The organism is Shewanella sp. 5S214, assembly GCF_041439795.1.
GTDB classification, from domain to species: domain Bacteria; phylum Pseudomonadota; class Gammaproteobacteria; order Enterobacterales; family Shewanellaceae; genus Shewanella; species Shewanella vesiculosa.
In genome coordinates, this window is the sequence record NZ_JBGOOV010000022.1 from 50,109 (window position 1) to 66,086 (window position 15,978).

At 43.1% G+C, this 15,978-nt stretch carries 11 protein-coding genes; 2 read left to right on the plus strand and 9 right to left on the minus strand.

Annotated features, from left to right (window positions below):
- Nucleotides 1-153: 153 nt before the first annotated feature.
- From cysC to cobA, 5 genes are read right to left on the minus strand one after another with little or no spacing between them, the layout of a single operon-like run.
- A complete protein-coding gene (gene cysC / locus ACED29_RS14840) occupies nt 154-777 on the minus strand; it encodes an adenylyl-sulfate kinase (RefSeq protein WP_124015435.1) in 624 nt (207 codons plus the stop codon).
- A 43-nt stretch (nt 778-820) separates the two neighbouring features.
- On the minus strand, nt 821-2,545 hold the full coding sequence (locus ACED29_RS14845; RefSeq protein ID WP_182697584.1) for an SLC13 family permease: 1,725 nt from the start codon (nt 2,543-2,545) through the stop codon (nt 821-823).
- Between the two features lie 3 nt (nt 2,546-2,548).
- The gene (gene cysN, locus ACED29_RS14850) at nt 2,549-3,991 is read right to left on the minus strand and encodes a sulfate adenylyltransferase subunit CysN (RefSeq protein ID WP_371697978.1); all 1,443 of its coding nucleotides are present in this window, start codon (nt 3,989-3,991) and stop codon (nt 2,549-2,551) included.
- 60 nt (nt 3,992-4,051) lie between these two features.
- On the minus strand, nt 4,052-4,960 hold the full coding sequence (gene cysD, locus ACED29_RS14855) for a sulfate adenylyltransferase subunit CysD (protein ID WP_124015432.1): 909 nt from the start codon (nt 4,958-4,960) through the stop codon (nt 4,052-4,054).
- Nucleotides 4,961-5,016: 56 nt separating this feature from the next.
- Entirely contained in the window at nt 5,017-5,835 is an 819-nt protein-coding gene (gene cobA / locus ACED29_RS14860; protein WP_371697979.1) for a uroporphyrinogen-III C-methyltransferase, read from the minus strand.
- 282 nt (nt 5,836-6,117) lie between these two features.
- Here cobA and ACED29_RS14865 point away from each other — a divergent pair, with 282 nt between their 5' ends.
- Complete coding sequence (locus tag ACED29_RS14865; RefSeq protein WP_235781606.1) at nt 6,118-7,008, plus strand: phospholipase A; 891 nt, start codon at nt 6,118-6,120, stop codon at nt 7,006-7,008.
- A 78-nt stretch (nt 7,009-7,086) separates the two neighbouring features.
- Here ACED29_RS14865 and ACED29_RS14870 read toward each other — a convergent pair whose 3' ends face one another.
- The 4 genes from ACED29_RS14870 to ACED29_RS14885 form a co-directional block, all read right to left on the minus strand.
- Complete coding sequence (locus ACED29_RS14870) at nt 7,087-8,811, minus strand: hypothetical protein (protein WP_124015429.1); 1,725 nt, start codon at nt 8,809-8,811, stop codon at nt 7,087-7,089.
- Between the two features lie 819 nt (nt 8,812-9,630).
- A complete protein-coding gene (locus ACED29_RS14875) occupies nt 9,631-10,422 on the minus strand; it encodes a phosphoadenylyl-sulfate reductase (protein WP_182741103.1) in 792 nt (263 codons plus the stop codon).
- Nucleotides 10,415-12,106 carry an assimilatory sulfite reductase (NADPH) hemoprotein subunit gene (gene cysI, locus ACED29_RS14880; protein ID WP_182697590.1) on the minus strand — a complete coding sequence of 564 codons (1,692 nt, stop codon included), beginning with the start codon at nt 12,104-12,106 and terminating at the stop codon, nt 10,415-10,417. The genes ACED29_RS14875 and cysI overlap by 8 nt, the downstream gene beginning before the upstream one ends.
- Before the next feature lie 79 nt (nt 12,107-12,185).
- Complete coding sequence (locus ACED29_RS14885; RefSeq protein ID WP_371697980.1) at nt 12,186-13,976, minus strand: assimilatory sulfite reductase (NADPH) flavoprotein subunit; 1,791 nt, start codon at nt 13,974-13,976, stop codon at nt 12,186-12,188.
- 465 nt (nt 13,977-14,441) lie between these two features.
- On the opposite strand from ACED29_RS14885, the gene ACED29_RS14890 reads away from it, so the two are divergent.
- Nucleotides 14,442-15,971 (plus strand): Re/Si-specific NAD(P)(+) transhydrogenase subunit alpha, encoded by a 1,530-nt coding sequence (locus tag ACED29_RS14890; RefSeq protein ID WP_124015425.1) that lies wholly within the window; start codon nt 14,442-14,444, stop codon nt 15,969-15,971.
- Nucleotides 15,972-15,978: the final 7 nt, after the last annotated feature.

Consider the following 15,978-nt stretch of genomic DNA (forward strand, 5'->3'; position numbering starts at 1 on the left):
TATTCCTGAATGAGAATCTATCAATATGACTCTTCATAATGGTTATAGTTGTGATGACATAAATATCAAAAAGGGCTGATATTAAAAATAATCAGCCCTTTTTATTATTGTCGATTGATTAGGTTATCAATTTAATTGTCGATTTAGTGCAGTTTAAATGCCAGCACCCGCAATTTGTCTTGCTGGGTTGAGCACTTCAATGGCTTTTAAATAAGCCAACAAACCATTCACTTGTGTGCTTAAATCGCCTTTACTGGTATCTATGGTTAGCTCCGCAGATACTGGCACTTCGTAGGGTGATGAAATACCAGTAAAGTTACTAATTTCCCCCTTACGAGCTTTAGCATATAACCCTTTAGGGTCTCGTGACTCACACACGCTCAATGGAGTAGATACATGCACTTCAACAAATTGGCCTTGGGGAAATAACGCCCGGACACGATCACGCTCTTCACGGGTAGGCGAGATAAATGCCGATAGCACTACTAGGCCTGAATCCACCATCAATTTAGCGACTTCGCCGACACGACGTAAATTCTCATCGCGATCATCAAGGCTAAAACCTAAGTCTTTACAAAGACCATGACGAACATTATCACCATCGAGCAAATAGGTATGAAAACCGTGTTCAAATAACGCTCGCTCTAATGCGCCTGCAAGGGTTGATTTTCCTGAGCCAGATAATCCAGTAAACCATAATAGCACTGGATTTTGGCCCTTTTGGGCTCCACGGGCAGCTTGGTCAATGGCATGTTGATGCCAAACAATATTGCTCATCACTACTCCTATCGAGTGGTTGTGACACCACACTAAATACTTTTTAAAACGGAAAGAAATATGGGATCGAAAAGATAACCACTAGGGAATATACAATTGATAACGGTAAACCTAAGCGAACAAAATCACTGAATTTATAATTACCAGCATTAAAGACCATAAGATTGGTTTGATAACCATAAGGCGAAATAAAGCTCGCGCTTGCGCCAAATACTACTGCCATAATAAAGGGTCGGGTATCGACACCAAAACTGGTTGCAACAGCAAAGGCGACCGGGAACACGAGTGCTGCGGCGGCATTATTAGTAATTAACTCTGTAACAATTAAGGTGATAAGATAAATGCCCACAAAAGCGGCAAACACACCATAACCATTAAACACACTTAACATCGCTTGCGCCATGACATCTGCTAAGCCTGTGGTAATCATCAAGTTAGCTAAGCCCAAGGCACTGCCTACAATCACCACGAGTTCTAATGGGAAACGACGTTTAAGCTCAGTTAAGGTTATTGCGCCAATCGCCACGTAGCTAAGTAACAATAAGACTAAACCTTTGGCTAAGGGCAATACTTCTAAAATACTCGCCGTAATGGTGAGTGCAAACCCGATCAAGACCCAATTACCGCGCTTACTATCTAAACGGACGCTTAACTCTAAGCCACTGATAGCAGCAAAGTCGGTGGTCAAATTAGGACATTTAGAAAAACGGTCACCAGGGGTTAATAGTAATACATCACCCGGTTGTAACACTATGTCGCCAAGCCCACCTTTTAACGGCAAATGTCCACGACGAATAGCCATTACGGCTGCATCAAACACTTCACGAAAACGCGAATCTTTTAAGGTTGTGCCAACTAGGCTCGATGATGGCGCTAATACGGCTTCAACCAGATTTTGGCCTTTTGCATGCTGCTTACCGAACCATTCTAAACCATCAAACTGATGCAATAACTCAACCGACTCAACCGCACCACTAAAACGTAAAACGTCATCAGCTTGCAGCACCATTTGTGGTGGCACAGGGCAAATACGTATACCGCTACGTTCTAATTCAACTAAATAGAGCTTTTTCAGCGCCCGTAGACGATTTTCGAGTACGCTCTTACCCACTAAACTCGACGTTTTAGCCACATGCGCTTCCAACAGATAAGGCAGAGACTCATCTTCGTTTTCTTCACGTCTGTCAGGTAAAAAGTTGGCCATAATGGTCAGCACTATTAAGCCACTAATGACCACTAATGAGCCGACTTGTGAAAACTCAAAAAAACCTAGAGGCTCAAGGCCAGCATTTTCAACAAAGGAGTTAACAATCAAATTGGTGGAAGTACCAATGAGCGTAAGCGTACCGCCCAAAATGGCTGCGTAGTTTAACGGCAGTAACAACTTAGATGGCGCATGCGCTTGATTACGGCGCACCACACCAATTAACGAGGCGACTACTGCAGTGTTGTTAGTAAACGATGACAACAGGGCTGTCGATACACCTAACTTAGCTAGAGTAGAAAATAACGAACCTTTACCTATCACATGGCTTAATTTACCTAATAATGAGGTTTTTTCCAGTGCTGTAGCGGCAAGCACCAACAGCACTAAAGTGATCAGTCCGTTATTGGTAAAGCTACCCAATGCGACCGTTAAATCAACTAACCCGAGCAGATAACAAAGTAATGAAGCGAAGAAAAACATGGCAGCCGGTTTTGCAAGCCCAGCAAGAAGCCCACCGACCAGTGCTAACAAGATAATCGCTAACAACCACATTTCGCTCATTATTTATTTTCCAAGTACGCTAATATCGCGCGCGTTCCAATGTGGATAATGCTTACGTACTAACGCATTAAATTCGACTTCAAATGCACTAAACTCAGTATGACTTTGCTTGTCACCTTGATGACCACTCACAACCATAGCGGCGGCTACAGTGGCATTAGATAGGCGATCAATTAAAATCATGCCACCTGTATCACGCACTAGGCTATAAGCATCTAACACTATTGATTCAGTTAGATCTAACTTAACTCGTGCAATGGTGTTTAAGCTTAATGTCGATGCTGCACTGCGTTCAAGGGTATTCACATCGGTGATGTATTCAATCTCACTCACCACAGCTTGAGTTTTCTTACCAGCGACTTTGACATCATATAACTGACCGATTTGTAATGGTTTTTCATCCATCCAGACTAAGTCTGCCACAATATGGTTAGCAATGTCTGGCGCAGTTGCTGGATGAGCCAGTAAATCACCACGAGAGATATCAATCTCATCTTCAAGGGTAATGGTAATGGCTTGGCCTGCTACCGCTTCTGGTAAATCACCGTCAAACGTCACAATACGCGCAATTTTACTGCGCTTGCCCGATGGCAGAGCGACCAGCTCGTCACCCACTTTGATAATGCCTGACGCTAAGGTGCCCGAGAAACCACGAAAATCGAGATTAGGACGCAACACGTATTGTACTGGGAAACGAACCGGTAATTCGCTCAGTTCACGCTGGGTATCAATAGTTTCAAGTAACTCAAGTAATGTGCCACCTTGATACCAATCACACTGAGTGCTGCGATTAACCACGTTGTCACCATTCAAGGCTGATAACGGCACGAAGTGAATATCTAAATCACCAAAATCTTTTACAAAGTCAGTAAAGTCAGCTTGAATTTTTTCAAACACAGTTTGATCAAAACCAACCAAGTCCATCTTATTTACCGCAACGACAAAGTGACGTAATCCTAATAAAGAGGCAATAAAGGCATGGCGTTTAGTTTGGGTTTGCACCCCATAACGTGCATCAACCAAAATAACCGCTAGGTCACAGGTAGATGCACCCGTTGCCATGTTACGCGTGTACTGTTCATGACCTGGAGTATCAGCAATAATGAACTTACGTTTTTCACTGGAAAAATAGCGATAAGCGACGTCGATAGTAATGCCTTGCTCACGCTCAGCCTGTAATCCGTCTACCAATAACGCAAGATCAATAGCTTCACCAGTAGTGCCCATTTTAGCGCTATCACTTTTCAGGCTTGCAAGTTGATCTTCATAAATCTGGGCGCTGTCATGCAGTAAACGGCCAATTAAGGTACTTTTACCATCATCGACACTGCCACAAGTTAAAAAACGCAGTAAGCCTTTATTCTGCTGTAATGCTAAATATTCTTTTACACCGTGTAGTTGGATCTCTGCCGCCATGCGGTCAGTATTAGTTTTTGCTTGGTCCATAATCTTTCTCACTCAAATTCGTTCGCATGCTGGATAGGTAAAATAACCCTGTTCAATGACTTAGAAATAGCCTTGACGCTTTTTCTGCTCCATTGATGCACTTTGGTCTGAATCAATTAAGCGCCCTTGACGTTCACTTGAGCGAGTTAACAGCATCTCTTCAATAATTTTCTCTAAGGTATCAGCTTCTGATGGCATCGCCGCGGTTAACGGATAACAACCTAAGGTTCTAAAACGAACTCGTTCAACCGATTCAACATCACCCTCTTCAATAGGCATACGATCGTCATCTTTATAAATGAGCTGACCGCCTTTGTTCACTACGGTACGAGGCGCAGCAAAATATAACGGCACAATTTCGATGTTCTCTTGATAGATGTATTGCCAAATATCCAGCTCGGTCCAGTTTGATAATGGGAACACACGAATACTTTCGCCCTTATTTACCGCGCCGTTATAAGTGCGCCATAACTCTGGACGTTGGTTTTTTGGATCCCAGCGGTGGTGTTTGTCACGGAACGAATACACCCGCTCTTTCGCGCGAGACTTTTCTTCATCACGACGAGCACCGCCAAAAGCAGCATCAAATCCATACTGATTTAACGCTTGCTTTAAACTTTGAGTTTTCATGATATCTGTATGTTTAGCACTACCATGGGTAAATGGGCCCACGCCTTGTTCAACGCCTTCTTGATTGGTGTGAGTCAACAACTCAAAACCAAATGCTTTAGCTTGCGCGTCACGAAACGCGATCATCTCTTTAAATTTCCAACCGGTATCAACATGCAGTAATGGAAATGGAATTTTACCTGGGTAAAATGCCTTACGCGCAAGATGCAACATAACCGATGAATCTTTACCAATAGAATAAAGCATCACAGGGTTACCAAACTCAGCTGCAACTTCACGAATAATCTGGATGCTTTCAGCTTCCAGTTGTTGTAAATGGCTTAACGAACGGCCTGCCATGATGATTCTCCATTACCTAAATATGCTGCAAAAAAGCAGCGGGTTAAATTATTTGACTACAACGCCTTGGCGACTGAGTCTAAATCTGTTTTTTGTTGCGCTGTAAGTGGGTCAAACCAATTCAAGCTGTCAGCTAATTCAACGACTTCACCGATAATCATCAGCGCAGGCATCTGCAAGGCAGGATCGGCGGCTAGTCGTGCCAGCTCACCTAATTTACCAATAAACCGCTGTTGTGATGAGGTGGTGGCGTTAGACACTATCGCTACTGGCGTATCAGCATTGCGGCCAGCATTAATCAAACCATCACTGATAATATTAGCGTTTAATATCCCCATATAGACCACTAAGGTGTTGTTAGAGTTAGCATAACCTTGCCAATCCATCGGGCGGCTCGCTAACTGGCAGTGACCCGTAATAAAGGTAACGCCTTGAGCATAGTCACGATGTGTTAGGGGAATACCGGCGTAAGCTGCTGTGCCGCTGGCCGCAGTAATGCCAGGAACCACCTCAAAAGCAATACCCGCTGCCACTAAGGTTTGTAACTCTTCGCCACCGCGGCCAAAAATAAACGGATCGCCGCCTTTCAAGCGCACAACATTTTTACGGGTAAACGCTTTCGTCACTAATAGCTGATTAATGTCCCCTTGAGCAGCACTGTGTTTACCTGCGCGCTTACCCACAGCGATTTTTTCAGCATCACAAGGGATTAAATCTAAAATATCTTGGCTCACTAATGCGTCATACAGCACAGCATCAGCATTCTTTAGGATGCGATAGGCTTTTAGCGTTAGCAGTTCAACGTCACCAGGACCTGCACCAACTAACCACACTTTGCCTTTGGCTTTTTGCCCCAGCATAGATACTAATTCCATCACATTTACCTCAAGATATTTGACCATGATCGAATATAGCGTTTTCTATATTCCATATACAATAGTTAATAGTTAGTTTTTATAACTAAATAGAATATGAGATTTTTTGTTTGCTGTTTAATCGATGTCATATGCAAAAATGTATAAAATGATCCACTAGAATCAAAACAATTGTTAACTTAATTCGACAAATCTCTAGCAATTGATGACAATGAACTTCGAAAGATACTCATACTAAGAATCACATTAAAATTACTATTAATTATGCTTATGGATGATGCAATGATAAAAAGCACACAATATCTTGGACTCTCGTTGTTGTTATGGGGTTATAGCTCGATAGCCCTTGCAGAAGATTCTTTAGTCGACGAACGTGTAAAAGGAGAGCTGGCAACATCTGAAAAGCCGTTTGTGATCACTCCGCACAAAGCTAATTATCTACTTCCTGTTACCTACCAAACCAGAACCAACTCATTGCCATTTGAAATTAAATACCCAGATGAAGATTTCAGCATTGATAACTTAGAAGCAAAGTTCCAAATCAGTTTTAAGTTTCCGATTATGTATAACGTTTTTGGTGATAATGGCCATTTGTTCTTTGCCTACACCAATCAATCATATTGGCAAGTTTACAATGAAGAAGCTTCATCGCCATTTCGTGAAACCAATCATGAACCTGAAGTATTTATGTTATTTAATAATGATTGGAAAATTGCTGGCTTTACCAACTCATTTTTAGGTGTGGGGGCTGTGCATCAGTCTAATGGTCAAACCAATCAATTATCGCGCAGCTGGAACCGAATATACGGCAGCGCAATATTCGACCGTGGTCCTTTCGCTCTCGGACTTAGAGTGTGGTGGCGTATCCCTGAAGATGCAAAAGAAGACATTAATTCAGCTAAAGGCGATGACAATCCAGACATCGGCAGTTACATGGGTAACTTCGAACTGACGGGAGTATACGGCTTAGATGAGCACCGCTTTACCATGCTACTGCGTAACAACTTACGCGATAATAATCGCGGTGCAGTTGAATTGACCTGGAGCTACCCGATTATTGGTACTTTGCGTGTTTATACTCAATATTTTAATGGTTACGGTGAAAGCTTAATTGATTATAACCATCATAATCAGCGAATTGGTATCGGTATTGCGTTAAACGATTTGTTGTAACACTGCCACTCAATATCAAAAAGGTGACCACATGGGTCACCTTTTTTATTACCAATTTGTTGAAATCACCAAGTGACCTTATTTTGTATTGGCTTTACTGTTGACCTTAGAACCAATGACTAAGCCTTTATCAGTAAAGTCTACCGACATCTGTAAACGCATGTTGTAGTCTTTTAACATAAGCATTTCTTCTGGCATTGGTTCGCCACTCATTTCGACCATATCAACTAACGGGGCAAACATTTTCTGATAATCAACCGCCATGTTAAAGAATCCGTTAGACTCAAGCGATTGCTTATACATTAAATCAGCAAGTTCTGTGCCTCTGTCGCCAGTATAAGCCACTAAATGATTGCCCTTGATGGCTAATTTAGCGCTCACACCAAGTTCAGGAGGTAACATCAGCATTGGGGTAATATCAACCGGATCGCCGTTATCTTTTAAGTCGATATTCGCAAGAGGCGGATAAAATGGCTTAAGCATGTCGACTAACATCATCGGTTTTTCAGCCGAGACACTGATTAATGCATCTAACGTTTCAAAGCTAGGTTGGCCATTATTATCAGCTAACTTGTAATCGGCAAGTGTCACACTAATGCCTTTAACGCCATTAGCCATACCTGTCATCATTCCCAACATAGCAGGATTTAACTCGCTCAACTGTAATTGCATTTGAGCCAACGCAGCACACTGATATTGCGGAGTTTGTAAATCGGTCCACACCTCATTCAATGCTGGTGCCAGTTGATTAACATCAACCCCCAGCGCAACCGATAAGATGTTGTCATGACCTTTAGTGGTAAATGATGGCACAAAGCCACGCATTTTATTTAATGCCGACAGGATGACTTGGTTGTTACTCTCAAACACCATAGAGGCGTCAATGTTGCTTTCTTCACGACTAATCGAATATGAGTTTAATCCCATAACACTGCGCGGCCAGTTAGCTGCTATGCCATTTAACTCAGTTTGACACACAGGTGTTTTCAGTTCAGCAAAAGGATCTTCGCCCTCAATTTCAATCATTTTGGTCATTTGCTTGGCTAGCATGTTACCGTCTGTTGATGTCAGACCTTTAACCAGTTCAACATGGTTAATAAAGCTTATGCTGTCTTGCATAAAACCATGTGCATTCGCGATGTCTTGCAATATGGTCGTTGCACTAATTGGATGTTCAACTTTCTTTTCACCCAATGCAGTTTCAAGTAATTCCGCTTGGTTAAATGACGTATTCAATGTCACGGTTAACCAGTTATCTTTAACAGCAAAGACGATATCTATGTGTTCTTCATCATCTGCATTGGTTAATGCATACCCACGATACTCAACAGAACCAGACTGACCTACAGTGTGAGTTAAGCCACTTTCCTGCTCGGCGCGATCAAGTTCCGCCCAAAATGCTGCAGGATTACTCAACTCAATTTTCATTACCGGCAATGCGCCTAAGGTATAAAAATAACTCTGAATGGTATCGGGTAAACCGTAAGTCGATAGCAAGGTTTCTGGTTCAGACAATACGCTCATGTATTGCTTGTATAAACTGACAAAAAAGCGCTCTTTTGCTGATGAATTCTCATCTAACGGCAGCATTTTATCAACGTCATAAGCTTGATAATTACCTGCAATGCTATACAAATAATCTTTTAACGGAAATGGAACCAGCTGCCCAGAAAACGCTAATGTATCAGCAGGGATATAGTCCAACATGGGGTCGTTTTTAACCACTGACGTCCCTTGTTGTGACAAAAGATATCCACCAGCACCAACAGCCAATACCACAGCAGCAATTGCCATTTTATTCATTTATAAACTCCAATTTATATTATTGTTAACTCTTCCTTGAAATGAGTTAGCATTTGAAAATTTGTTATCTTTTGAGATACGTATTATCGATTCCACCGATAAACTGCGGAATAATTTAGCACTAAATGTTAACAAACGCATTAAACCTTACCTTATTGCATACGACTTATGCAGCAAAAACGAATATCGCACTATCAAAGCACGACATTATGCTGCCAAGTTTAGAAGTCAATAGCACAAGTTTAGTCATGACGAGGGGGCGTAAAAAACAGTAAGCAGATGATAAATTAAAAGTCGGTTTTCCCGATAACTCTTCAATAGAGAGTTATCGGGAACAACCTAATCGATTGCTTATACGCTAACAAGTCAATCAATGTGCTCGAGGATGCGAGCGAAGCTTTTGAAGGTACGTGGATTGCAAAAACAATCCCAAAACGTCAACAAAAACCATCTACGGGGACTTCTAAATCTAGACTACTATCGGCGCGGATGCATGAAAATTTAAATAAAATTTAATTCTTTTTTATTCATGCTAAGTAAATTACTCAATTAGCGAAAATACTGTGTATACCATCGCCCAAAACAGCATCAATCGCACCAGTCATATTGTGGCGATAACCTATTACCATGTGATGAAATAAGAGTAGATTGCAACAAAGTTCAATCTTATAAATGATTGAAAATCGGCTTACGAAATACGCCTTGTTAAACAGAAGCTCATTAACAGAAAGAGTAACCTAGCAGCACTGCAAAGAGTAAACACATTCATCTGCATTTGACTGCGGATGAATGCAATACTCTACGGTAAATAGCTTAAGCCTAAATATCGAAGTGCAAACCACATTCACGCTGTAAACCATTAAAGCGCGTGTCTTCTTCAGACATGCCTAACTCCAGCGGCTTACTTGAGTGAGTATCTCCAACCGACACATAGCCTTGTTCCCACAATGGATGATATGGCAAGTCATGCTCGGTTAAATATAGGTGCACATCTTTATTGCTCCACTCAATAATAGGCAATAACTTAAAGCGTTTACCGCTAATGGCCAAAATCGGCAAGGCTTCACGGGTACTAGATTGACTGCGGCGTAAGCCCGCAAACCAAGTGCCAACATTGAGTTCAGCTAATGCACGCTGCATTGGCTCAACTTTATTGATGCGGTTATATTTCTCCAACCCATCAATCCCCTGCTGCCACAGCTTACCAAAACGCGCTTCTTGCCACGCCTGGGTTTGGCCCGCTTGGTACACTTTAAGATTCAGGTTTAAGCGCTCAGTTAACTGGTCAATAAATTGATAAGTCTCAGCAAATAAATAACCCGTGTCAGTTAAAATTACTGGAATATCACTTTGCGCCTGAGTCACCATGTGCAGCATCACTGCACCTTGAATACCAAAGCTAGACGATAGCGCATGCTCACCAGGTAGGTAGGCTAAGCCCCAAGCCACTCGCTGCTGCGCCGTTAAGCCTGCTAAAAACTGGTTAATCCTTTCTAGCGCTGCAGTTTGCTCAGCTTTAGGCGCTGATAACAACGCCTGCAATTGAGCCGGAGTGATAGAATGATCGACGGCTGCACTTGTTGATGCAGTCGTTACCACGTCATTACGCATGAAAATCCTTAGCGGCGTCATTAACCGCCTTCACTACGCCAATGCGCACAGTGAAGTTACCAAAGGTTTCGCCAGCATCACGTTCGGTGGCGTAACGGCCAAACAAGCCATCCAATTCAGCTAAAATTTCAGCTTCTTGAATGTTTTCTTTATGCATTTTATTTAACCGCGTACCTTCAAAGCTGGCACCTAAATACAAGTTATAACGTCCTGGAGCTTTACCCACTAAGCCAATTTCGGCGGCAAATGGACGAGCACAACCGTTTGGACAGCCCGTCATACGCACCACAATTGATTGCTCACTAATGCCATGTTTCGCCTGTAGTGCATCGATATGATCAATAAACTCAGGGAAGTAACGCTCAGCTTCAGCCATCGCTAATGGGCAAGTTGGTAATGCCACACAGGCAATTGAATGACCGCGTGTACCACTTAACACTTGACCTAATAAGCCGTGCTTGCGCGCTAGACCTTCAATTTCGGCTTTATCTTCTGCCGCAACACCCGCAATAATCATGTTTTGATTAGATGTCATGCGAAAATCGCCTTTATGGATTTTAGCAATTTCACGTAAACCCGTTTGCAAGGTTTGGCCAGGCATGTCTTTAATACGGCCGCTTTCAATAAATAAAGTTAAGTGGAACTTGTTATCGATACCTTCAACCCAGCCATAACGATCGCCGCGATCACCAATGATCACATCACGCTTTGGCTCAAAGTTAACCCCAGCACGCTTTTCCACTTCCGCTTTAAAGGCATCATATCCGTGGTCAACAATGGTGTACTTCAAACGCGCACGTTTACGGACAACACGGTTACCCCAGTCACGCTGAACTGTCATTACCGCTTCGGCAAACTTAGTCACATCCTCAGTTTTAATAAAGCCAAAATCGTCAGCTAAGCGTGGGAAGGTTTCAACTTCACCGTGGGTAGAGCCCATGCCGCCGCCTGCAACCAAGTTGAAACCAACCAATTCACCCGCTTCTGCTACCGCAATAAAACCAAGGTCATTGGTGTATACATCAACATCATTATGTGGCGGAACGGCGACAGCCATTTTAAATTTACGTGGCAAATAGGTTTTGCCGTAAACAGGTTCAACGGTTTCGGTACCTAATAGCTTCTCTTCATCTAACCAAATTTCAGCATAAGCGCGAGTATGTGGTAATAGATGATCCGATAAATGCTTTGCCACCGCATATGCTTGCTCATGCAGTTTAGACTCAACCGGGTTTGGGTTACACATCACGTTACGGTTTACATCACCACAAGCAGCAATAGAATCAAGTGCTGCGCGATCAAGACCTTGGATCAAGGTTTTTAGATTACGCTTAGGAATGCCGTGGTACTGAAACGTTTGACGCGTGGTTAAACGAATGCTGTTTGAGGTGGTTAGCGTAGATGAAATTTTATCCACTTCTAACCATTGTGCTGGGGTACAGATACCACCAGGTACCCGTGCTCGAAGCATAAAGCTATGCAATGGCTCTAACTTTTGCTCTTTACGTTCATTACGTAAATCGCGATCGTCTTGCTGATAAAAACCGTGGAATTTGATCAACTGCTGATCGCCATCACTAAACGATCCTGTTACTTGGGTATCTAAACCCTCTTGGATATCACCGCGTAAATAATCACTGTCGATTTTTAAGTATTCGTTTAACGCTAACTTTTGCTCACTCATGGCCTAGGCCTCTCTTAATTCTGTTCAATTCAGTAGTGCGATTGGGTTGCTAGATTTGTGCTAACAACCGAGGTCGAATTTAGTACACGTCTTTTTGGTAGCGTTTTTCACTACGTAGTGTTTCAAAGTAAGCTTCTGCGTCATCAGCACTTAAGCCACCCTGTTCAACCGCAATATTGACTAATGCTTGATGGACATCTTTTGCCATACGTTCTGCATCACCACAGATATACACATGGGCGCCATTTTGTAGCCACTGCCACAACGTTTCGGCTTGTTCTACAATGCGATGCTGAACATACACTTTATGAGCTTGATCGCGTGAGAAAGCCACATCTAAACGCGATAAATCGCCATTTTTAAGATACTGCTGCCACTCAACTTGGTACAAGAAATCTTGTTCAAAATGCGGGTTACCAAAGAATAACCAGCTATCACCCGAGGTGCCGTCAGCAGCACGTTGCTGCATAAAGGCGCGGAAAGGCGCAACACCAGTACCAGGACCCACCATGATCACTGGTGTGTTTGGATTTTCGGGTAAACGGAAATGGTTATTAGACTCAACATAGACTTTAACGTGTTGGCCTTCTTCAGCCGAGGCTAAGAAATGCGATGCCCCACCAAAACGAGCTTGGCCTTGACGTTCGTCTTCAACCAACGCGACCGTTAAGTGTACTTCTGCTTCCACTTCGGCTTGGCTAGAGGCAATTGAATATAAGCGTGGCGTGATTGGGCGCAACATATCAACTAACTGTGTCGCGCTTACCTTTGCCGGATAAGCAGCCACTAAATCGGCAAATTGATGTTTAATAATAAATTGTCTGATGTGTTCTTTGTCTTCACAAATGGCAGCAAGTTGTGCATTACCACTCAACTCAGCCCATGTTTTCACTAAGCCTGGGTATAACTGAGTTAATTCTTTCTTATCGGTTAACGCAGCTTTTAATGATAGTGACTCTTTCGACACTGTGACATTATCGTCTGCAGCTAAACCGAGCGCGGCGATCACTTCATCAACAAGTACTTCGTTATTGCTAAACCACACACCTAACGCATCGCCGACTTGATAAGTTAATCCCGACTCGCCTAAGTCAATTTCAACATGGCGTACATCACGATCAGAACCTCGACCAGTAATTTTTTGGCTTACCAATACTTCAGCGGTATAGGGATTTTGCTTGGTGTATTCACTTTCACCCGTAACAGATGCGGCACCAATTGACACCACATTTGCACTTGAGGCTTGAATGTACGGCTTAACAGTTTCGACAACACTGTCCTGCCATTGTTGTGAAATATCTTCATAGTCAACATCACATTCTACCAAAGGTAATAATGATGTTGCCCCTAATGCACTTAAACGCGCATCAAAGTCTTTACCTGTTTGGCAGAAAAACTCATAGCTTGAATCACCTAGCGCTAACACAGAATAATGTAGCTTATCTAATTTAGGGGCACGCTTTGAAGCTAAAAACTTGTGTAACTCAATGGCATCATCAGGCGCTTCACCTTCACCATGAGTGCTGACAACTAATAGCAAGATGGTTTCTTGCTTTAACTGACGCACATTGTATTCACCCATTGATGTCAAATTAACCGCATAACCTTGCGCCTGCGCTTTAGCCGCTAACTCTTTGGCAACACCACGGCCGTTACCCGTTTGGCTACCGTATAAAATCGTAACTGTTGGGGCTGTACTTGTCTCTGCTGTCGTCTCGACACCGCTTTGACCATGATTAGCACTCGCCGCTAGATAACCGCTGACCCATGCGAGCTGAACTGAAGATAATTCTGATGTGAGTTGTTTTAGCTTATCGATTTGTCCTTGAGACAAAGGCGAAGCTAAAGCTGAAAGTTCTTTTAACAACATAAGACGGCCTTATAACAGTGTAATGTGGAACAGCTTACTCCTGAGTATCAAAACAAAAAAAGAATAAAAGATAATTTTTTATTCCATTTAGGAATATGCAAAGTTGTTTTTTTAAGCTACAAAAGTGTGGCGCAGTTAAAAGTTTTTAAATTACGTCTATTTAAAACCAAGTAATTAGCCCAAAGGCACTTGTACCGAACACGCTTCCTGTCGCAAGCTAGGAGGTTCAATTAACTGATGAATAATGTTCAGCTTGATTGTTCTCTGAGTAAAACGACGTGCAAATACAATGTAACTATGTCAGCGTAAAGCCATTGATTAAATAGTTTACCCGACTTCAATGTTTACATGCTGCACTTTTTCTATCATTAAAGTGTCCATGTTAGGCTGTAATACTCAAACGGAATGGTCTATTGGTGGGGAACAACAATAGACGGTCTTTTTATCAACCATCAGGAAACAGTCATGCAGATTGGAATACCGAGAGAAAGTATCGAAGGTGAAACTCGAGTCGCCGCGACTCCAGCCACTGTGATACAACTAATAAAACTCGGCTTTAGTGTGGCAATTGAAGCACAGGCAGGTGTGAAATCAAGCTTCGATAATGCTGCATTTGAAGCCGCTGGGGCAGATGTTGTCGACAGCGTCTATCAAGCGGACTTTATTTTTAAAGTCAATGCGCCAAGTGATGAAGAAATCGCTCAAATGAAGCCAGGCACTACCCTGGTAAGTTTTATTTGGCCAGCACAAAACCCTGAGCTTGTTGAAAAACTGTCAAGTCACAATATTACTGTGATGGCGATGGACATGGTGCCGCGTATCTCACGCGCACAATCACTCGATGCTTTATCATCGATGGCCAACATTGGTGGTTATCGCGCGGTGATCGAAGCCGCTCACGAGTTTGGTCGTTTCTTTACTGGGCAAATTACCGCCGCAGGTAAAGTCCCACCAGCCAAAGTATTAGTTATTGGTGCTGGTGTAGCCGGTCTTGCCGCTATTGGCACTGCAGGCTCGCTAGGCGCCATAGTACGCGCATTTGATACTCGCCTTGAAGTGGCTGAGCAAATTGAGTCAATGGGCGGCAGTTTCTTAAAGCTTGAATTTGAAAATAAAGAAGGCGGATCGTCAGACGGCTACGCAAAAGTGATGTCAGAAGAATTTATAGCCGCTGAAATGGCGCTCTTTGCCGAACAAGCTAAAGATGTCGATATTATTATCACCACCGCATTAATTCCGGGTCGCCCGGCGCCAAAACTGATCACCAAAGACATGGTCGATACCATGAAACCTGGCTCAGTGATTGTTGATTTAGCGGCAGCCACGGGCGGTAACTGTGAATATACCGTCACTGGTGAGCGCTTTATTACTGACAACGGCGTCAAGGTATTAGGTTATACCGACCTGCCAGGTCGTTTACCGGCGCAATCGTCACAACTTTATGGCACTAACTTAGTCAACTTGATGAAGCTAATGTGTAAAGCCAAGGACGGTAACGCAGTACTCGATTTTGATGATGTAGTAATGCGCAATATGACCGTGACCCGTGGCGGCGAAATTACTTTCCCACCACCAGCGATTTCAGTGTCTGCCGCGCCGCAAAAACCAGCTGCCAGCATCGAGCCTAAAGCGGCGAAAGTCGACAAGGCACCGTCAAAACTTAAATACATTTTAGGTGTGTTAGGTCTTGCCGGCTTTGCAGCAGTCGCTTCGGTTGCCCCCGCTGAGTTCTTGTCGCATTTCACCGTGTTCATCCTAGCCTGTGTGGTGGGTTATTACGTGGTGTGGAATGTGTCGCACTCATTGCATACGCCGTTAATGTCGGTCACTAATGCGATTTCAGGCATTATTGTGGTCGGGGCGTTATTGCAAATAGGTCAAGGTTCAGCATTAGTCACGGCGCTTGCGTTTGTCGCGGTGCTTATTGCCAGTATCAACATCTTTGGCGGGTTTACCGTCACTCAGCGTATGCTGAAGATGTTCCGTAAAGATTAAGGAGTCA